Here is a 19,521-nt window from a genome sequence, read left to right on the forward strand (position 1 = left end):
GGATAAGCTCGTTCATCGTTCGACTCCTCAGGTAAAGGAGCCGAAAGGGTCTGCCTGCAGCAGCCCACGTTCAATCAGGTGCGGCGCTCGCTGGGCCGCTTTACATCGAGGCTAGCACCAATCCGCGGAGCGGTTCGTGCAACGGCCACGATCGGTCATTAATTCCGTCATTGGGCGCCGGCGGCTAAAAGTTCGACGGGCGTCGATCCCAGTGCGTCAGCGATTTCATAGAGCGTAACCACCGTTGGATTCCGCCGGCCATTTTCCAGACCACTGATATACTGCTGACTGAATCCCGAGCGCTCGGCGAGCTGCTCCTGGGTCATGCCCTGAGCGCGGCGCAAGCGCTCCACATTCCATCCAACGAGTTTGCGCATGTCCATGCACAAAGCATTGGCGTTGCCTGCACACCGAGTTTATCAACTATAGTATGTAATCGAGTTGATGGAGATCGGAATGCGGGCTGTTATTCGAAACTATATGGTCATGGTCGGCGCGGGATTTTTTATCAGTTTCCCAAGCGTCGCCGCAGCTGAGCCAGCAGGTTCTACTGCTCTATGGCAAGGGCTTGTGGTCGGGATGACGCCCGAGGAGGCGTTGACAGTCGTGCAGCAGATAGGCGGGGTCAAACGTGCGAAGGTGCTAAAGGAGCGAAAATCGAACCCCGACCGCCGTATCGATATCGACTACGACACTGACAAAATCTCGATCGCCGACTTGCCGTTCGAGATCGGTCCACGATTTGACGGCGGGCGCCTACTGCCGTGCCCTCTCAACAATCTTATACGCGATCGTCCAGGATTTGGCGCCGCCACGGCCGCCGTGGAGCACGCGGTGACGAACCGCTTCTCGCTCCATATTGCGCGGGACATCGAGCCACCGCGCCCACTCTGGAATATTTGCGCTATATGTCATCGGAATATGGGGACTATAAAACGGACCCTGAGGTCGAAAACTATTTGATGCGGATGCTGGCGAGGGACCTCAAAAGCGAGGTTGACAATGAGCTCGGCCACGAAGGGGTCCTTTCACTGTCCGCAACTTGGAAGAGCGGGTTGATGTGGTCGCATTACGCCGACGAGCATCGGGGCATCTGCATAGAGTATGATACTCGCGACCAAGAACACCCTCGGCTTAAGAAAGTGGACTACAAAGGTCCTCGCGCGATCAAAACGAGCGATCTTTATCGGTGGAAGGTGCGGGATAACCCAGCTGCAAAGGAACGTGTGTTTAACACGTATTTTTACACGAAATCCGGTGAGTGGCGTTACGAAAAGGAGTGGCGGGACGTTCGAGAGAAAAGCGGCGTCGCCGAGGTTCCGTTCCGTACCACCGCGATCTTGTTCGGGCTGCGCTGCGATTCCACCGTTATCAAAAGTATCGTGAAGTTGCTGAGCGACAATCCGGAAATCAAAATCTGGCAAGTGCTGCCAAAGGATGATGGTTTCGGACTTCGCCGATATCAGGTCGATCGTCGCGAGATAGAGGCGTTGGCCGTCCGTGAACCGGGATTCCTCATGTTCAAGGATGTCGTCTGGGATGACGACGATATCGAACAGCTTGAGGATCTCGGCCCTGTGGCTGAGATCGGCGATCAGTCTTAGCTCAGGAAGCGATCGGTCGGTGTCGCCAGTGGCGGCGGGCGATTGGCTTTCGCAGGACTCAGGCGCCGACGATTTGACTGCACTTTCCCGCAGCTGACCAACGCTGTTCGCATTCCGTTGTTTTGATTTCCCGATTGCGCGACGCAGCGTTCCCGTGTGCATCAAACGGGATCTTATGCGCCGGTCTGGCGGAAAACTGCCAAGATCGTGACAACAGAGTGGCGCAAATCCTGTTAAAAAGAACATATTTCCCGACAAATTCCCGTCGAAACGGGAATTGTGCGCAGAGACTGGTTCGCTCCAGACTGCGTGGCGCACCATCATGTCCATGATTTCGCTGGATTTTCTGCCTGGTTACCCGTTCGCGGCGCGTCGTGCAATTCCGCGGATTTCCGCTGGCCGTACCGATCTCCGTGGCTTTGCTGCCATAAAATCGGCCCAAAATGCAGGGCGCTTTGTGGCCATGCTACGCTGCGCACGTCTGTGTCCGGTGTTTCGCGTGACACGTTAACGCCGACCGACACCGTAATCGATCCTGATCCGGACCCAACTGCCCACCATCAGCCGCCCGCCCAGCCGGGGAGGCCGCACCCGGAACTGCCATGCCGCGGCCAGGACCGCGCGATTGATCTGCGATCCATTCGGATATTCGTCGAGCGCAACGCAATCCTCGACCCGGTAATCAGGCGCCGTGCGGCATGCAATCAGGCCCCAGCCCGGGCCGCTCGCGGTGGACAAATAGCCGCGCAATTCATCGTCTCGCGGCTCGCGATACCAGGCCGCCGCATAAAGCGGCTCGCCGTTGGGCGCCGTTCCCACCCGTTCGGTGTCGCGCGATGAGGACGAACTCGCGGTATTGGGTGGTCCATAAACCGCGCCGCCAGGCGGCCGCGTAGCGTTGCGGGGTGTCGGCGGCTGGTCGCTTGGCATTGGCAAAGGGGGCGCAACCTTGGGCGCAGCGGCTGGCGGAGGCAGTGGCTGGTCGGGTACCGGTGGCGGGGCTTCATCGGGAGCGGGCTGCGGCGACGTCGGTTGCGCCGCCCTCTGTTCGGGCTCGGCGCGGCTCGGTTCGGGCGCTGCTTCCGCAATCGCCGTGGCATTGAGGCGCACCACGCTGACCGGTTCCGCCCGGCTGTCAGGCTGCCCCGCCAAGCCAAAGGAGAGCAGCAAAAGAAGCAGGACCGCGGTGATCAGTAGCGCCAGGACAATCGCAAGTGTGCGACGCCCGGCCCCGATGCTGAGTTGTTCGACGTAGGGCGTGGCGGGAACAGGGCTCAGCTGAAGCAATCTTTGGTGGCGGCGTCGGCTGGTCGAGAGGCCCGGGGCTTGATCCGCGCGGAATAGGGACGCGCGGAACCTTTGACAAGGGTGCGTCGATCGTTGATCGATTTTGCCGCGACGGCAAGCCGGGTTGGCGGCCGTTCGCGCGCGCCGGGACTACGCGCGCGAACGGCCGCTCTTGGGGGCTTGGCGCGTCAGGGTTGCTGACCGGGGAACAGCAGCAACCAGTCGGCCTCGGCCTGAACCCGGGCAAAGTAGCTCCAGCTGTCGACGTTGATCGACCGCTGGAGCCAAGGTTTCGCCTTCTCGGCCTCGCCCATCAGGATGTAATAATTGGCGAGACTGTAGGCGGTCGATGCGGCGACGCCGTCGGCGGTCGCAAAGGCGCGGCCGGTGTCTTCGGCGCTGAAGAAGGATTTGGGCGACCGGTTGCCCTTGAACAGCTGGAGGCCGTCGAAATAGGTGTCCGGGCTGCCGTCGGGCTGGACCTCGAACAGCGTCAGGTCGTAATCGTCCAGCACCTTCTGCGCGGCGCGCAGATTGCCGCCGCGTGCGAGCGACAGATATTCCCAATAGCTGTTCGCGGTGCGCGCTTCGACATCATGGTTGAACGCGGCGGATTCGGCCGACCTGGCGAACCATTTGGCGGCATTGTCATAATCATGCTTGGCGAAATAGGCCTGGCCGAGGTGATAATAGAGATAATATTGCACCACGTCGGGCGAGCCGGGGAAATAGTCGGGTCCGGGCTTTTCACGTTCGAGCGGCTTGCCCTCGTAAAGCTTGGCGGCCTTCAGCCCCACCTCGATCGATTTGTCGAACTGGCGGAGCGAGAAATGGCGGTGCGCGAGGTGGCGCATCAGCTTGCCCGAATTGGGGAAGCGCTTGAGCGCAGCTTCGTAAACCGCCGCCGATTCGCGGGAATAGCCCTGATAGAAGAGGATGCGACCGTACCAGGTCGCGGTGTCGACGGTCATGTTGCTTTCATAGGCCGCCTTGGCGTCGCGCGCCGCGCGCTCGAGCAGCGCAACGTCGGCCACCCCGACATTGCGGGCGGGGGTGGTCACCATCGGCTGGCCGAGCAGCGAGGTGCCCTGGAAGCTGCCCTCCTGTGCGGTGGCCAGCGTCGGCGTCGCAAGCATCAGCAGGCTGGCCGACGCGAGCAGTTTCAGGGTGCGGGGGATCATATTCACTCTCCTTGAATGTCGATTCTTGTGCGTAGTTTTACGGATCGATGTCGAGGTCGAACTTCACGCCCTGCGCCAGCGGCAGCGACGCCGAATAATTCACCGTCGCGGTGGCGCGGCGCATGTAATTTTTCCAGCTGTCGGAGCCCGACACACGCCCGCCGCCGGTGACCTTTTCACCGCCGAAGGCGCCGCCGATTTCGGCGCCGCTGGTGCCGATGTTGACGTTGACGATGCCACAGTCGCTGCCCTGTGCCGACTGGAAGCGCTCGGCTTCACGGACGTCGCTCGTGAAGATGCTCGACGAGAGGCCTTGCGACACGCCGTTTTGCAGCGCGATCGCTTCGTCGAGCGTGTCATAGCCCATGACATAGAGGATCGGGGCGAAGGTTTCCTCGCGCACGATCGCGCTCTGGCCCGGCATTTCGATGATCGCCGGGCGGACATAATAGGCATCGGCGGCGCCTGCGGCGTCGAGCCGCTCGCCGCCATGCACGGTGCCGCCCTCGGCGCGCGCCTGCTCGAGCGCGCGCTGCATGCCGTCGAAGGCCATCCGGTCGATGAGCGGTCCGACATGCGTGGCGTCGTCGAGCGGCGATCCGATGCGCAGCGTCGCGAACGTTGCGATCAGCCGCTGAACGAACGCCTCGCGGATGCTGTTGTGGACGATCAGGCGGCGCAAGGTGGTGCAGCGCTGGCCGCAGGTGCCGGTCGCCGCGAACACGGCGCCGCGCAGCGCGAGGTCAAGGTCGGCGCTGGGCGCGATGATCGCGGCGTTGTTGCCTCCGAGTTCGAGGACCGAGCGGCCGAAGCGCCCGGCGACACGCACTGCGACATCCTGCCCCATCCGCACGCTGCCCGTCGCGCTGACGATCGCAACGTCGGGGTGGTCGGCGATCGCGGTGCCGCAGCGCGCGTCTCCAACCACGACCTGGATCAAATGGGCGGGTGCCAGATCATATTCGTCGGCGGCCTTTGCCAGCAATCCGGCAAAGGCGAGCGCGGTGAGCGGGGTTTTCTCGGACGGTTTCCAGATTGCGCTGTCGCCGCACACCAGCGCGACGGTCGTCCCCCATGCCCACACCGCGGCGGGGAAGTTGAACGCGGAAATCAGCCCGAGCACGCCCATCGGGTGCCAATATTCGGTCAGGCGATGCTCGGGGCGTTCGGACGCGATGGTCAGGCCGAACAGCTGGCGCGACAGGCCGACGGCATATTCGCAGATGTCGATGACTTCCTGCACTTCGCCGCGCGCTTCGGTCAGGATCTTGCCGTTCTCGATCGACAGCAGCAGCGACAGCGGCTCCTTATGCTCGCGCACCAGCGCGCCATAGCGGCGGATCAACTCGCCGCGATGCGGGGCAGGAACCTGGCTCCACGCGGCAAAGGCGGCGCGGGCGTTGGCGACCATCGCGTCCACTTCGGCGGGGGTGTCGGTGCGCAGCACGGCGAGCTCGGACCCGTCGATCGGCGAAAAGACCGGCAGGTCCGACCCGCGGCGATCGTCGATCGACAGGCCGAGCTGATCAAAGGTGTCGGCGGCCTGCGCCGCCAGCGGGGAGTTCGCGTGCAGGGTCGACGGAATTTTCGCAATATTTTCAGGAGCGTTCATAAGTTTCTTTTCTGCCATGGATTCGGTCGTTTGTGGGTATTGCATCGGTCAGTCGTCATCCCGCGCGACGATCTGGCCGTCCTTGATGACGAGAGCGACCTTTTCCAGCACGGTGACGTCGCGATAGGGATCGCCCGCGACCGCGATCATGTCGGCATATTTGCCCGGCGCGATCGTGCCGATATTCTCGGACTGGCCGAGCAGCATTGCGGCATCGACGGTGGCCGAGCGCAGCGCTGCCATCGGCGTCATCGGCCCCTGTTCGACCATCTTGCGAAACTGCCGCGCGTTTTCGCCGTGCGGCGACACCCCGGCGTCGGTGCCAAAGGCGATGTTGACCCGGTAGCGCACTGCAAGGCGGATGTTGTCGCCCGACACTTTGCACGCCTCGGCCATCTTCGCCTGCACCGCGGGGGTGATGCGCGCGGTGTCGGCACTGTCGTGCGAATCGAGCAGACCGAGCGTCGGCACCAGCCAGGTGCCGCGCGCCGCCATCATCTTCGCCGTGTCGGCGTCGAGATACGTGCCATGCTCGATCGAATCGACCCCGGCGCGCACCGACGCGGTGATGCCCTGCGCGCCGTGCGCGTGGGCGGCGACCTTCAGCCCCAGGCTGTGCGCGGTGGTGACGATCGAGGTCAGTTCCTCGTCGCTGAGATGCTGGCCCAGCCCGCGCGCCTGTTGCGACATGATGCCGCCGGTCGAGGTAATCTTGATAAGGTCGGCGCCATATTTCGTCGCCTCACGCACGCGCAGCGCGCATTCGACTGCGCCGGTGCAGGCGCCGGTATAGTCATAGGGAAACAGCGCCTCGGTCGTCTTGCGGTTGAGCCCCGACATGTCGCCATGGCCGCCGACGATCGAAAGCGAGGTGCCCGACAGGAAGATGCGCGGCCCGGTGACCGTCCCGTCGTTGATCGCATCGCGCAGCGCGTGGATCGCATAGCCGTCCGACCCGACATCGCGAACCGTCGTGAAACCCGCTTCCAACGTCTTTTTCGCATTGGAAAAGGAAAACAGCGCGACGTCTTCGGGCGTATCGATCGCCGCCGACCAGTTGCGCGTCGCGGGCGAAAAGCTGAAATGGACGTGGGTGTCGATCAATCCGGGCAGTACCGTCCGGTCCTTGAGGTCGATCACCGTCGCCTCGCCGACATTGACATAGCCCGGCAGAAGCTGGGCAATTTTGTCCTTGCGCACAACGATCGTCGTCGGGCCGAGCGCACGCTCGCCGGGAACCGCGATTACGGCGCCGGCATGGATAACAAGGTCTTGCCCGACAGCGGCTGGCTCCGCGGCGGTAGTGGCACTCGATAGCAGCAGGGCAATCGTCGAAATCGGCAAGGCTCCAAAGGGGCGCGTCGGCTGGTCGCGTGCGGACGGGTTGGCGATGTCGATCACGTCTTAAGGCTCCCCGTCGATCAGGCCAGCGCGGATCGGCGCCAGCCCTTGAGCCACCACATAGGAATATTTTGCTGGCTAGGCAATAAAATTTATGATAGGAAAAATTTCAAGAATAAGACGAAGCCCGGAAATTTGCGGTTTTCAGGGTCGATAATGGGTTACCAAGGAGGGAAATAATGTCGAAGTTCGTTTCACGTCTGCTGTTGTCGTCGGCGCTCGCATTCGCGATGGCACCGGTTGCCCAGGCGCAGACGCCGCCGCCCGAAGCCGAAGGTGCCGATACCGACGAAGGCGGCAGCGATATCGTCGTCATCGGGACGCGCCGCAAGGATCGGTCGATCACCGACAGCTCGGTCGCCATCGACGTCATTTCGCCCGAAAGCATCACCACCACCGGCTATACCGACGTGAATGACGCGCTGCGCACGCTGGTCCCAGCGTTCAACGCGCAGCGTCTGCAGGGCAATGACGGGTCGTCGTTCGTGCGGCCGATCACGCTGCGCGGCTCGCCGGCCGACCATGTCCTGCTGTTGATGAACGGCAAGCGCCGTCACCGCGCCTCGATCGTCCAGATCGGCACCGGCCACGCGTCGACCTCGGGCTCGCAGGGGCAGGATTTCAACGTGATTCCGCCGATCGCGCTGTCGAGCGTCGAAGTGCTGCGCGACGGCGCGTCGGCCCAATATGGTTCGGACGCCATCGCTGGCGTGATTAATATGGAGCTGAAAAAGCAGAAAAGCGGCGGCTCGATCATCGGGCAGGTCGGTGAGTATTTCAGCAGCGGCGGCCGCACCTATGACATTCAGGGTCACATCGCGGTGCCGGTTGGCGACAGTGCCTATTTCAACCTGGCGGCCCAATATACCGATCAGGCCAAGGCCTATGCGCGCAAAGCCACCCATGCGGGCGCCGTTGCGCTGCGCGCCGCGGGCGTACCGGGGGTTCCGGAACATCCCGAAGGCAATCTCGATCCGCGCTACATGGCGTTCAAGTCGGTGTGGAACGCGGGCATTGAGCTCAGCGACGCGCTGGAGCTCTATACGTTCGGCAACTATATGACCGGCAAAAGCTCGGTCACCTTTGGCCTGCGTCAGCCGTTCGCGGCGGGCGGGCTAAGCGGTCATGGTACCTATGCCAATTCGGCCTTCGACCTCAGCCCGGCGCATCCGCAGCAGTTCAACCTGGCCAGCATCTATCCGGGTGGCTTCACGCCGGAATTTGGCGGGCATCTGGAGGATTTCAGCGCGTTGGTCGGTCTGCGCGATCAAGACGGCCCGCTGACCTGGGATCTGTCGGCGCGCTATGGCACCAACACCGTCGACTATACCATCAGCGGGACGATCAACGCGTCGATGGGGGTCAATTCGCCGACGTCGTTCAAGCCGGGGTCGCTGACCCAGCGCGAAATCCAGTTCGACGGCGAAATTTCCTATGAGCTCAATGACAATATCTTGCTCTTCGCTGGCGCCAGCCACCGCAAGGAAACCTATGTCATCGGCGAAGGCGATCTCGCGAGCTATCTGACCGGGCCGCTGCGCGATCTGCCCGCCGGTTCGAACGGCTTCCAGGGCTTCTCGCCCGAATTTGCCGGTAGCTTCGATTCGAACAGCTATGCGGTGTTCGCCGAAGTCGACGCCGACATCACCCCCTGGTGGAACCTGTCGGTCGCCGGTCGTTACGAAGATTACGACCAGTTCGGCACCAACTTCAGCTATAAGGCAGCCACCCGGTTCGAGCTGAGCGATGCCTTTGCCCTGCGCGGTTCGGTCAGCACCGGTTTCCGTGCCCCGGCGGCTGGGCAGGTGTTCGGCACCAGCCTGACCTCGCAGCTCGACGGCATCGGCGGTTTCATCCTCGACGCCGTGCTGGTTCCGGGTTCGCCCGCGGCGCAGGTCTTCGGTTCGGACGCGTTGACGCCGGAAACGTCGTTCAACATGTCGGCGGGTGTCGTGTTCACCGGTCTCGACGGCTTCCTGACCACGCTCGATTTCTATCAGATCGACGTCGATGACCGCCTGTTGCTGACCCCGTCGCGCAACACGACCGCCGCCGAGCGTGCCGCGCTGGCCGCGATTAACTTCCCCAATGGCGGGGACATTCAGCAGGTCCGCTATTTCCAGAATGAAATGAACACCCGCGTTCGCGGTTTCGATCTGGTCAGCACCTATCGCCATGGCTGGTCGGACAATGCCTCGACTGACTTCAGCCTGGCGCTGAACTATAATGAACAGCATCTGCGCGGGGCGCCGCCACCGGGTTTCAGCCCGGCGATCGTCACCGAATTCGAACGGGGCACGCCGCGCTGGCGCGGCAATTTCTCGGCGACGACCAAGGTCGGCGATTTTGCGCTGATGGGCCGCGCGATCCATTATGGTGCGTGGCGCCGTCTGGATGGAGCGACCTTCCTGCCGCGCAAGGCCGTCACCTTGTTCGACGCCGAAATCTCCTACACGGGTATCCAGGATGTCGAGCTGAGCGTCGGCGCACGCAACATCTTCAACATCTTCCCGCCGGGCCGCGGCCCTGCTCGCGCGCGCGCAGGCCTGATCTACGACAACCACAGCGTGTTCGGGGTTGCCGGCGGTTTCTATTATCTGAACGCCAAATATAGGTTCTGATTCGCACACTCCGCGAGACGCAGACTCTTTCCGGTGGCATATGTGGCGCTGACATGGGCGAAATGTCAGCGCCGTAGCCTATCGGAAATTTGTGCATTATAGGATTGTGATACGGGCAGGGGGCGGGCCATCCAAAGCCAATCCCGAGCCCGTCGATCTTGCACTGTTTGGCCAAGGTAAGGACCGCCGATATATGCCCCCCAGAACAGCAGATGAGCCGGAAATTCTGGGCGCCGTTCGTCAATCGAAGCGGCCCCGAACCGAAGGGTTTCATCTGGGGCGGCGCCTGCACCAGCTGCGCCGCGAGCGCGGGATGACGCTGGAGGATGCGGGGCGGCTGACCTCGCTGGCCGCATCGACGCTGTCTAAAATCGAAAATGACCAGATGTCGCCGACCTTTGACGTCGTGCAGAAGCTGGCGCTCGGGTTCGACATCGACATTACCGAGTTGTTCGCCAGCAATACCGGACAGGACGCCGCCGGACGACGCAGCATCACGCTGGCGGGGGCGGGGCGGCCGATGGAGACGCCGGTCTATAACCACCGCCTGATCGCGGTCGAGCTGAAGCACAAGAAAATCCTGCCGTTCGTCACCACGATCAAGGCGCGCAGCCTGGAGGATTTCAAGACCTGGTCGCAGCATAGCGGCGAGGAGTTTCTCTATGTGCTCGAGGGCGAGATCTGTTTCCAGACCGAGCATTATGAGCCCGCGATCCTGGGGGTCGGCGACAGCGTCTATATCGACAGCAGCATGCAGCACGCCGCCTATTCGACGAGCGAGCAGGACGCCGTCGTGCTGTGGGTCAACACCGGCTGATCGCACCGGATTTGCGCGGCGGCATCACCTTTTTAGCATCGCTTGCAATAATTTTCGTATCGGCTATAAATTTCCAATAGAAAATATTGGGAGTCGATGCGATGGATAGACGGCAATTTGTGCTTTCGGGGGCGGCGCTGTCAGCCGCTGTGGCAATGGCACCCGCTTTGGCGGCGAAGCAGACCGCGCGCCCGCTGACTTTCGACGCGATGGGCGAGGTTCGCTTCGAATATGATGCGGCGCTGGTTGGCCAGATGCGCGACAGCGGGCTCGACGCGATCACGGTGACTTTGTGCGATCCCAAGACCTACGAAGCGCACGCCTATGAGGAGGCGATTCAGGCAGTGCTCGACCATGACGCGCATATCGCCGCCAACCCCGCGCTGTTCCTGAAAGCCACGCGCACCAGCGACATCGATGTCGCGCGTCGGAACGGCCAGATCGCAATCTATTATCTGTTCCAGAACACGACCCAGTTCGGGCGCGACCTCGACAATATCGACTTGTTCTACAAGCTGGGCGTCCGATCGTCGCAGATCACCTATAACGACCAGAATTGGGCAGGCGCCGGGTGCAAGGAATTGGGCGCGAACGGCTTGACCCATTTCGGCCGCGAAGTCGTGGCGCGGATGAACAAGGTCGGGATGCTGATCGACCTGTCGCACGCCAATATGCAGACGATGACCGACACGATCAACGCGTCGGCCGATCCGGTGATCATCTCGCACACCGCGTGCATGGCGTTGCACAAGAATGTCCGCAACACCACCGACGACAATCTGCGCCTGCTCGCACAGAAGGGCGGGGTGGTCGGGATCTGTCAGATGCGGCCGTTCCTGACGACGAAGCGCCAGGGCGCGCTCGCCGATTATTTCCGCCATATCGACCATGCGGTCAAGGTCGCAGGCGCCGACCATGTCGCGATCGGCAGCGACCGCGACCACCGCGTCGTCGAAATGACTGACGCGTATATCGCCGAGCTGAAACGCGAAGAGGGCGCCAATTTCAACGCCGACGACTGGCCGCTGTTCATTGACGAACTCAATGGCCCGCGCCGGATGGAAGTGGTCTGGGACGGGGTGCGCAAGCTGGGTTATGCATCGATCGACGTCGAAAAGATCATGGGGATCAACGTCCGCCGCATCTTTCAGGATGTGGTCGGATGAGCGTGCGGTTGATGGGCGGCGCAGGGATTGCGCTGGCGCTCTTGCTCGCGGCGGGTCCGGCGCCGGTAGCGGCGCAGCCCGCCACTGCCAATGCCGGGCAATGCACGACCAGCCTGGTCGGCACCCCGCTGACGCTGCCGAAATTTTCGGAGGCGACACAAAGGCGGCTCGATCAGGATATCGAGATCGCGCGCGCCGCGCTGCGCATCGCCCCCGACCGTGAGGATTCGCACATCTGGCTGGGCCGCCGCCTCGACTATGCCGGGCGGATCTGCGATGCGGTCGACGCGTTCACCGACGGGCTGAAGGTCTTTCCGGACAGCTACAAACTCTACCGCTTTCGCGCCCGCGACCTGACCCGCGCGCGGCAGTTCGATGCGGCGCTGGCCGATTACCGCAAGGCGCTCGAGCTGATGGGCGACACCCCCGACAGCTTCGAACCCGACGGGCTGCCCAATCCGATCGGGCTGACGATCAGCACCTATCGCGGTAACATCGTCTATTATCATGCGCAGACCAGCTTTGCGACCGGCGACTACCAGACCGTTGTCGACGGGATGGCGAAGTCGCTGGCGCTGGCGGCTGATTTTGCACGCGACGATATGCGCGTGCCCACCGCCTATTGGACCTACATCGCCTATCGCAAGATGGGCGAACATGCCAAGGCGCGCGCTGCGATCGACGCGATCGAGCCGGGGCTGAAACTGATCGAAAACGACATCTATTATCAGGCAGTCCAGATCATGCAGGGGCGGTTGAAGCCCGAAGACGTTGGCGCGACCAAGGACAGCACAATCAAGTTCGCGATCGCGATGGAGCGGCGTTTTGCGGGTGACGAGGCGGGCGCGAAGGCGCTGCTCGCCGAGATCATTGCCGAAAATGCGCAGGGTCACTGGCCGTCGGAAGCCGAGCTGGCGGCGCCGGATCGCCGATCCCGCGGGATAAGATAACTCGCTATTCCGCTGGTCTGCCCTGGACCTGGGCGCGCATTGTAGGGCGTCCGCTGGCATCGCGCGCCCATAGGCGCGCACCGCTACCATCGCGGGCTAGACAGAGGTCGAACGGCGCGCCATCGATCAGCGGCGCTTCGGCGCGAAAGTTGAAATGGCGTGGAGTCAGATCGGGCATTTCGCGCCGGGCATGATCGATCAGCATCGTCGCGATCAATGGGCCGTGGACCACAAGCCCTGAATAGCCCTCGACATCGCGGGCGTAGTCGCGGTCGTAGTGGATGCGGTGAGCGTTGAAGGTGAGCGCCGAATAGCGGAACAGCAGGACGGGGTCGGCAGTGACGCGGCGGATCGCAGTGGCGGGTTCGGGGTCGACTGGCGACGGGGCTGGCGGGACAGCAGAAGCCGTGGCCGCAGCGCGATAGACCAGATCCTGTTCCTCGCGGATCGCCGGAACGCCGTCGGCGGCAATGTCGTGCTGCAACGTCACGAACAGCAGGTCGCCGCTGGCGCCGCGCTTGGCGCGGATCGCGGCGATCGTTGTCACGCGGGTCAGCGCGGCGCCGACTGCGATCGGTGCGAGAAACTCGACCCGTCCGCCCGCCCACATGCGGCGGGGGAGGGGAACGGGGGGAAGCAAGCCGCTATCGTCCCGGCGCGGGTGGCCATCGTCGCCAATCGCCGACTGGCGCGCGTCGGGCAGGAAATAGAGCCAATGGCCGAGGGGCGGGACGCTCGTGGTCGGCGCCGGGTCGTGATCGAGCAGCGCGGCGAGGCCAACGAGCGGTGCTGCGGTCGCAACATCGTGCCGCGTCTCGCTCCGCCCGACCCAATCCGAATAATCCTCCATCGCGGCTCTCAAAAACTCTTCGGCAGGCCAAGCGCGTGGGTCGCGACATGGCTCAGGATCAAATTGGTGCTGATCGGCGCGACTTGATACAGCCGCGTCTCGCGGAATTTGCGCTCAATGTCATATTCCTCGGCAAAACCGAATCCGCCGTGGGTCTGCACGCACATATCGGCGGCGTACCAGCTCGCTTCCGACGCCAGCATCTTGGCCATATTCGCCTCGGTTCCGCCGTCCTGTCCGGCATCGAACAGGCGCGCCGCCTTGTCGACCATTTCGGCCGCGGCGGCGAGCTGGACATAGGCGCGCGCGATCGGGAACTGGACGCCCTGATTTTCGCCGATCGCCCGCCCGAACACCTCGCGCTCCTTGGCATAGGCGGTGGCGCGGTCGATGAAGAAGCGTCCGTCGCCGATACATTCGGCCGCGATCAGGATGCGCTCGGCATTCATCCCCGACAGGATATAGCGAAAGCCCTTGCCCTCCTCGCCGATCAGATTGGCGGCAGGGACTTTGAGGTCGTCAAAGAACAGCTCGGTCGTCGCATGGTTGAGCATGGTGCGGACGGGGCGGACGGTCAGGCCGTTACCGACCGCCTCGCGCATGTCGACCAGCAGCACGCTCATTCCGTCGGATGATTTCGCGCAAGCCTCGCGTGGGGTGGTGCGGCACAGCAGGATCATCAGGTCCGAATGTTCGGCGCGGCTGATCCAGATTTTCTGACCATTGACAACATAATCATCGCCAACCCGCTTGGCGAAGGTGCGGATGCGCGTGGTGTCGGTGCCCGCGGTCGGCTCGGTCACCCCGAACGCCTGCAAGCGCAAATCTCCGCTGGCGATCGCAGGCAGATAGGCCGCCTTCTGCGCCGCCGATCCGTGTTTCAGCAGCGTCCCCATCGTGTACATCTGCGCATGGCAAGCGCCGCCGTTGCAGCCCGACCGGTGGATTTCCTCGAGCACCGCGGTCGCCGCGCCCAGCCCCAGCCCTGACCCGCCGAACTCCTCGGGGATCAGCACCGACAGGAACCCGGCTTCGGTCAGGGTGCGGACAAATTCGGTCGGATAGATGCGGTCGCGGTCGAGCCGTTGCCAATATTCGCCCGGAAATCCTGCGCATAGACGGCGCACCGACTCGCGGATTTCGGGATAGCTTTGCGGCGGGGTATCGGACATTGGCTCGGGGTCTCCCTGATCGTCCGATGAGCCTTAGGACGGCAAGCCGCGGTGAGCCAAGATGAATCGGTAGTGCGTCGCGACTTCCAACCGGGCAGGCAATAGGGTTATGGCAACCCCGCCGGTGCAAGAGCCCGAACAAAGGTGATATGTTTCCATGACGCTTGATGCCGCCTCGATAAAGATTCCCGCAACACCCGACCGCGCCTGGTGCGAGGCGATGGACCGCGTCGATGCGCTGGCGCCGATGCGGGGCCAGTTCGTGCTGCCCGACGGGATCATCTATCTCGACGGCAATTCGCTGGGCGCGATGCCCAAGGCGGCGAGCGCGCGGGCGCAGGCCGTGGTGAACCACGAATGGGGCCGCGATCTGATCAAAAGCTGGAACAGCGCGGGCTGGTTTGATTTGCCCGAACGGCTGGGTGACAAGCTGGCGCCGCTGATTGGCGCTAACGCGGGCGAGGTCATTGTCTGCGATTCGACAAGCCAGAATCTGTTCAAGGTTTTGTCGGCGGCGGTCGCGATGCGGCCGGATCGCAGCGTGCTGATCCTCGAAGGCAGCAACTTCCCGACCAACAATTATATTGCCGAGGGCGTCGCCGCGGCGACCGGCGGGCGGGTGACGGTGCGTCTGTGTGAGAAAGACGAGATTGCGGGCGCGATCGACGAGAACACCGTCGCCGTCGCGATCACCCATGTCCACTACAAGACCGGGCATGTCCACGACATGGCGGCGATCACTGCGCGCGCCCACGCCGCGGGTGCGCTGGCGATTTGGGATTTGTGTCACAGCGCCGGGGCGATGCCGGTCGATCTGAACGGCGCGGGCGCCGATTTTGCTGTCGGTTGCACCTATAAATATCTGAACGGCGGCCCAGGCTCGCCCGCCTTTCTGTTTGCCGCAACCCGGCATCACGGCAACGCTTTGCAGCCGGTCACGGGGTGGTGGGGCCATGCCGCACCTTTTGCCTTTGAACCGAATTATCGGCCGCAACCGGGGCTGCGCCAGTTTCTGGTTGGCACCCAGCCGATCCTGTCCATGGCGCTCGTCGAAACCGGGCTCGACATTCATTTGCAGGCCGACATGGCGACGATCCGGGCCAAATCGATGGCGCTGACCGACCTGTTTATCCAGTTGGTTGAACAGCGTTGCGCCGCCCATGGCTTTACGCTCGCGTCGCCGCGCGCGGCGGCGGCACGCGGCAGTCAGGTGTCATTCGCGCATGACGAGGGCTATCCGATCATGCGCGCCCTGATCGCCGCCGGGGTAATCGGCGATTTCCGCGCGCCCGACACGGTGCGCTTCGGCTTTGCGCCGCTGTATGTTGGCTATGCCGATGTCTGGGACGCGGTCGATCAATTGGTCACGATCATGGACGGCGGTTTGTGGAAATTTCCCGAACATCAGGTGCGCGACGCGGTCACCTGACAAAAAAAGGGAGAGCCGTTTTGGCCCTCCCTTTTCCCCCACCCGCTTTGGATTACTTCAGTTTGAACCGCACACCCACGCGGAAGGCGCGGCCTAGCAGGTCCGAATAGGTGCTGTTGGCCGCCAGACCGGTTTCGGGCAGCAGGATCGGGTCGGCGTTGAGCAGGTTCGTCACGTTGATGAAGAACTCGCCCCGCGCATCGCCGCCAGCGGAGAATTTTTGCGTCACGTTCAGATCGACATAAAACGCACCCTTGATGCGGTTGCTGTCATAGGTCGGCGCGTTGACCGTCGAGGTCGGGCAATTGGTCGTGCATTCGATGCCATTGGCGACATATTTGCCCGCGCTGACGCCGCGGCCCGTCGCCGTGATGCCGAAATCGTCGGAATCATAGGATGCCGTCACGCGGTAAATCCAACTCGGGGTGCTGGATTGGCCGCCGTTGACCCCGGTCGAATCGACCACCACGGTACCGGGTACGCCGCTGTCGAAGCGGTTTTCCAGATAGTGGGTGGCGATACCGCGCAGCGTGAAGTTGCCCGCGTTGCCAACCGGAAAACGGTAAGAGGCATCAATGTCGATGCCGCGCACTTTCTGGCTCGCCGCATTAAACGGTTGCGTCTCGATAATCAGATACGGCCGCGCCGGATCCTGTGTGCGGGCGGGGTCGGTGGTGATCGCGTCGCAGAACGCTTGTTCGCCCAAGAAGCACAAATTGACGATCTGCTGCGCCGAGAATGCGCTGATCCCGTTGTTCACCTTGATGTTGAAGTAATCGACCGCAAGGTTGAAGCCGGGCAGGAAAGTCGGCGTGAACACCCCACCGATGTTCCATTGATTTGACTTTTCCGGCCCCAGGGCTGTGTTGCCGGTGGCAAAACCGGAATAGCTATATCCTGATTGTACAGTCAGGCCCGGCGGAACGAACGACGGACTGGTTCCGGCCGCAAAGCCGGGATTGGTGACGGAATCGCTGTTGGCCGTTCCCGCCTGGAACAGATCGTTCAGGTTGGGCGCGCGGATGTCGCGCGAGCGAGTCACTCGCAGACGGATATCGTCGATCGGCTGCCAAGTTGCGCCCGCTTTCCAAGTGGTGACATAGCCTGCGGTCGAATAATCGGTCGCCCGCACCGCGCCGTTGAATTCCAGCCCGAAACCGAGCGGAACGACGGTTTCGAAATAAGCTTCCTTGACGTTATAGGATCCAAAGCTGGGCAGGTAATTGCCCACCGACCAGCGATTGGTGGCGCCGGTAACATTGCCGTTCGCATCGAGGATGGGCACCGGCTGGAATTCGTCGGGAACGAACCCCTTGACCTCTTCTTTGCGATATTCGGCGCCGATCGCGACGCTGACATCGCCCGCCCAGGTCGCGAACGGCGTGGCCGAGAAGTTGGCGCCGACCACCGTCTGTTCGATCACCTGGTCGCGATACGGATCGCCCAGCACATAATCGATCGCCGCCGGGTCGGCGACGCCCAAGCCGAGACGGTTCAGCGGAACGCATGCAGCGTCATTGTTGTTCGGGTTGGTATCGACATTGATCAGACACTGGATAGAGCCGGTGGGAAAGCCGCTGCCGGCGGGTGCAAAGGCCGCGTCACGCGCGGCGTTGATGCGGGCGATATTCTGAATATCGCGCAGCTGCTCGCGCAGTTCGGCGCGGCCATATTGGCCAAAAATATCCCAGCGTGCGGTGTTGCCGAACGCTTCGAACTCGCCCTGCGCACCGATCAGGTAACGCTGGACCTTACGCTTGTTATCGATCCCGCGGCCGGGCAGGTCGGCCGAGGTGGTCGCGATGGTGACACTGGTAATGCCCTGCAACCGTTCAGCGCCCAGCGCATTGAGCAGGAATGCGTTACAGGTGACCGGCACCGGCGTCTGCGTACAACCCGTCGCATTGAGCACAATGCCGGTTTGCAGGTTCGGGCCAGCGTTGAACCGGATCTTTTGCTGATTGTACGCTGCTTCCGCAAACAGTTCGATGCCGTCGGTCACCTCATAGCTGACCCGGCCGAAAAGCCCGTAGCGGTCATCCTCTGGATCCAGGCCGATGCGGCGACCCGAATCATTGACCTGCCAAGATCCACCCTGTGTAAGCGACGGCGCCGCTGCGCCGGTTGGCGACGGGAAGGTGAGTGCCCCATAAGTATAGGTGAGCGGTACACCGCCGTTGCCGAAATATATTCCGCGCAGCCGGTTGGCTTGGCCACCCACCGAATTGGTGATCAGACTGCCCGGAGCCGAGTTCGCCGCGCCGACCTGACGACGGATCAGGAACTGCGGGCCGCCGCTGGTTGCGGTATAGGCCGGGTCCTGAATGCGGACAAAACCGGTGGCGTTCCAGTCGCGGTTCACATCGAAAATGCCATCGCGATGGGCGATCTCGCCGCTCAGCAGCACATGGCCGCGCCCGCCTGCAAAGGCCATCCCGGCGGCAACGCTGGCCGAATAGTTGAAGCCGTCGCCATATTGGGTAATGCCGCTGTCGGCTTCGACCTTCAGCCCTTCATACTTATTGTTGAGAACAAAGTTCACGACGCCCGCAACCGCGTCAGAGCCATAAGCCGCCGAGGCGCCGCCGGTAACAACCTCGACGCTGGAGATCAGCGCCTGCGGGATCGTGTTGATATCGACCAGCCCGGTGATCGTCGAACCCACCGAACGTTTGCCATTGACCAGGATCAGCGTGCGTTCCGCGCCCAGGTTGCGAAGGTTGAGCGCGTTGATGCCGGCCTGACCGCTGGAAATGTTGAGACGCGAGTTGGACGGACGGGTCGAACCCGCCAGCGATGGCAGCGTGTTGACGAAATCGGCGATATTGTTCGACGGCGAACTGCTTTCGATCTCGGTTTCGGTCAGCACCGTCAGCGGGGTGGGCGCCTGAAACCCGTCGCGAGCAACGCGTGAACCGGTGACGATGATCTGATCGCCGGGGGCCGCTTCGGTTGCTTGAGCGACGGTGGAATCCTCCTGCGCCAGCGCCGGGGCGCTGTGAACGAGCGCCACCGCCGTCATGGCCGCACCGAAGCTGCTGTTGCGGCCCAGCGACCGACGATTTCGTTCAAGATAGCGCATATTAAACGTCCCCTTTATTGCCCAAGGGCGCGCCGCACATCGTTCGATGTGGTTCCCGGTGCCGATGCACCGGGCTGGCTCGCCCCCACTATGTCCGCCCTGACCGCCTGGCGGCCTCATTGGGCCGCCCATTTATGATTTTATGGCTTCCGACCTTTGCGGGTCCGACCATCGCTGCGCCTGCGGCGCGCGGACAGCCGGTTCCGTGACGAGAAGGTTACAGGGTGGTTACCCGCGGTCAACCGCTTCGCGCTGATCCTGACGATATGGACCTATAGCCGCAGGGCATGGCATCGCCGCGCCCGTCGCGGGTGCGGATAGCTTGCAGTTATAGGAGGCGGCCCGCTTG

Annotated in this window: 15 protein-coding genes; 7 read left to right on the plus strand and 8 right to left on the minus strand. The window is 62.7% G+C overall.

Annotation, left to right across the window (positions count from 1 at the left end; translation table 11 throughout):
- Positions 1-167 precede the first annotated feature (167 nt).
- On the minus strand, positions 168-383 hold the full coding sequence (locus tag VGN68_RS08260) for a helix-turn-helix transcriptional regulator (protein ID WP_327475654.1): 216 nt from the start codon (positions 381-383) through the stop codon (positions 168-170).
- Between the two features lie 73 nt (positions 384-456).
- Here VGN68_RS08260 and VGN68_RS08265 point away from each other — a divergent pair, with 73 nt between their 5' ends.
- Both VGN68_RS08265 and VGN68_RS08270 read left to right on the plus strand, forming a co-directional pair.
- Positions 457-963 (plus strand): hypothetical protein, encoded by a 507-nt coding sequence (locus VGN68_RS08265; protein ID WP_327475656.1) that lies wholly within the window; start codon positions 457-459, stop codon positions 961-963.
- Positions 909-1,604 carry a DUF2971 domain-containing protein gene (locus VGN68_RS08270; protein ID WP_327475658.1) on the plus strand — a complete coding sequence of 232 codons (696 nt, stop codon included), beginning with the start codon at positions 909-911 and terminating at the stop codon, positions 1,602-1,604. Before VGN68_RS08265 ends, VGN68_RS08270 begins: the two co-directional genes overlap by 55 nt.
- Positions 1,605-2,111: 507 nt before the next feature.
- Here VGN68_RS08270 and VGN68_RS08275 read toward each other — a convergent pair.
- The 4 genes from VGN68_RS08275 to VGN68_RS08290 form a co-directional block, all read right to left on the minus strand.
- Positions 2,112-2,891 (minus strand): hypothetical protein, encoded by a 780-nt coding sequence (locus VGN68_RS08275; RefSeq protein WP_327475660.1) that lies wholly within the window; start codon positions 2,889-2,891, stop codon positions 2,112-2,114.
- A 188-nt stretch (positions 2,892-3,079) separates the two neighbouring features.
- Positions 3,080-4,072 (minus strand): tetratricopeptide repeat protein, encoded by a 993-nt coding sequence (locus VGN68_RS08280; protein ID WP_327475662.1) that lies wholly within the window; start codon positions 4,070-4,072, stop codon positions 3,080-3,082.
- Between the two features lie 37 nt (positions 4,073-4,109).
- Positions 4,110-5,684, minus strand: a complete 1,575-nt coding sequence (locus tag VGN68_RS08285) for an aldehyde dehydrogenase family protein (protein ID WP_327475664.1) — start codon at positions 5,682-5,684, stop codon at positions 4,110-4,112.
- Between the two features lie 48 nt (positions 5,685-5,732).
- Positions 5,733-7,085, minus strand: a complete 1,353-nt coding sequence (locus tag VGN68_RS08290) for an amidohydrolase family protein (RefSeq protein WP_327475666.1) — start codon at positions 7,083-7,085, stop codon at positions 5,733-5,735.
- Positions 7,086-7,264: 179 nt separating this feature from the next.
- On the opposite strand from VGN68_RS08290, the gene VGN68_RS08295 reads away from it, so the two are divergent.
- From VGN68_RS08295 to VGN68_RS08310, 4 genes are all read left to right on the plus strand, one after another.
- Positions 7,265-9,706: a TonB-dependent receptor gene (locus VGN68_RS08295; RefSeq protein WP_327475668.1), complete on the plus strand. Its 2,442-nt coding sequence runs from the start codon at positions 7,265-7,267 to the stop codon at positions 9,704-9,706.
- 193 nt (positions 9,707-9,899) lie between these two features.
- A complete protein-coding gene (locus tag VGN68_RS08300; RefSeq protein WP_088442311.1) occupies positions 9,900-10,523 on the plus strand; it encodes a helix-turn-helix domain-containing protein in 624 nt (207 codons plus the stop codon).
- A 101-nt stretch (positions 10,524-10,624) separates the two neighbouring features.
- Positions 10,625-11,689 carry a dipeptidase gene (locus VGN68_RS08305; protein WP_327475671.1) on the plus strand — a complete coding sequence of 355 codons (1,065 nt, stop codon included), beginning with the start codon at positions 10,625-10,627 and terminating at the stop codon, positions 11,687-11,689.
- Complete coding sequence (locus VGN68_RS08310; protein ID WP_327475673.1) at positions 11,686-12,639, plus strand: hypothetical protein; 954 nt, start codon at positions 11,686-11,688, stop codon at positions 12,637-12,639. Before VGN68_RS08305 ends, VGN68_RS08310 begins: the two co-directional genes overlap by 4 nt.
- Before the next feature lie 4 nt (positions 12,640-12,643).
- On the opposite strand, the gene VGN68_RS08315 is transcribed toward VGN68_RS08310, so the two are convergent.
- Both VGN68_RS08315 and VGN68_RS08320 read right to left on the minus strand, forming a co-directional pair.
- A complete protein-coding gene (locus VGN68_RS08315) occupies positions 12,644-13,489 on the minus strand; it encodes an FAS1-like dehydratase domain-containing protein (RefSeq protein WP_327475675.1) in 846 nt (281 codons plus the stop codon).
- 8 nt (positions 13,490-13,497) lie between these two features.
- Positions 13,498-14,661 (minus strand): acyl-CoA dehydrogenase family protein, encoded by a 1,164-nt coding sequence (locus VGN68_RS08320; RefSeq protein WP_327475677.1) that lies wholly within the window; start codon positions 14,659-14,661, stop codon positions 13,498-13,500.
- A gap of 157 nt (positions 14,662-14,818) precedes the next feature.
- Between VGN68_RS08320 and kynU the strand changes: the two genes are divergently transcribed.
- A complete protein-coding gene (kynU, locus tag VGN68_RS08325) occupies positions 14,819-16,090 on the plus strand; it encodes a kynureninase (RefSeq protein ID WP_327475678.1) in 1,272 nt (423 codons plus the stop codon).
- A gap of 52 nt (positions 16,091-16,142) precedes the next feature.
- Here kynU and VGN68_RS08330 read toward each other — a convergent pair whose 3' ends face one another.
- Positions 16,143-19,172 carry a TonB-dependent receptor plug domain-containing protein gene (locus VGN68_RS08330; protein ID WP_327475679.1) on the minus strand — a complete coding sequence of 1,010 codons (3,030 nt, stop codon included), beginning with the start codon at positions 19,170-19,172 and terminating at the stop codon, positions 16,143-16,145.
- Positions 19,173-19,521: the final 349 nt, after the last annotated feature.

This window comes from Sphingopyxis sp. (assembly GCF_035998965.1).
Lineage (GTDB): Bacteria > Pseudomonadota > Alphaproteobacteria > Sphingomonadales > Sphingomonadaceae > Sphingopyxis.

What these genes read in the sequence shown, in the direction of transcription:
- VGN68_RS08260 (WP_327475654.1), bottom strand. Translation starts at nt 383, where the DNA reads ATGGACATGCGCAAACTCGTTGGATGGAATGTGGAGCGCTTGCGCCGC.
- VGN68_RS08265 (WP_327475656.1), top strand. Translation starts at nt 457, where the DNA reads ATGCGGGCTGTTATTCGAAACTATATGGTCATGGTCGGCGCGGGATTT.
- VGN68_RS08270 (WP_327475658.1), top strand. Translation starts at nt 909, where the DNA reads ATGTCATCGGAATATGGGGACTATAAAACGGACCCTGAGGTCGAAAAC.
- VGN68_RS08280 (WP_327475662.1), bottom strand. Translation starts at nt 4,072, where the DNA reads ATGATCCCCCGCACCCTGAAACTGCTCGCGTCGGCCAGCCTGCTGATG.
- VGN68_RS08285 (WP_327475664.1), bottom strand. Translation starts at nt 5,684, where the DNA reads ATGAACGCTCCTGAAAATATTGCGAAAATTCCGTCGACCCTGCACGCG.
- VGN68_RS08295 (WP_327475668.1), top strand. Translation starts at nt 7,265, where the DNA reads ATGTCGAAGTTCGTTTCACGTCTGCTGTTGTCGTCGGCGCTCGCATTC.
- VGN68_RS08300 (WP_088442311.1), top strand. Translation starts at nt 9,900, where the DNA reads ATGCCCCCCAGAACAGCAGATGAGCCGGAAATTCTGGGCGCCGTTCGT.
- VGN68_RS08305 (WP_327475671.1), top strand. Translation starts at nt 10,625, where the DNA reads ATGGATAGACGGCAATTTGTGCTTTCGGGGGCGGCGCTGTCAGCCGCT.
- VGN68_RS08310 (WP_327475673.1), top strand. Translation starts at nt 11,686, where the DNA reads ATGAGCGTGCGGTTGATGGGCGGCGCAGGGATTGCGCTGGCGCTCTTG.
- VGN68_RS08315 (WP_327475675.1), bottom strand. Translation starts at nt 13,489, where the DNA reads ATGGAGGATTATTCGGATTGGGTCGGGCGGAGCGAGACGCGGCACGAT.
- VGN68_RS08320 (WP_327475677.1), bottom strand. Translation starts at nt 14,661, where the DNA reads ATGTCCGATACCCCGCCGCAAAGCTATCCCGAAATCCGCGAGTCGGTG.
- kynU (WP_327475678.1), top strand. Translation starts at nt 14,819, where the DNA reads ATGACGCTTGATGCCGCCTCGATAAAGATTCCCGCAACACCCGACCGC.
- VGN68_RS08330 (WP_327475679.1), bottom strand. Translation starts at nt 19,172, where the DNA reads ATGCGCTATCTTGAACGAAATCGTCGGTCGCTGGGCCGCAACAGCAGC.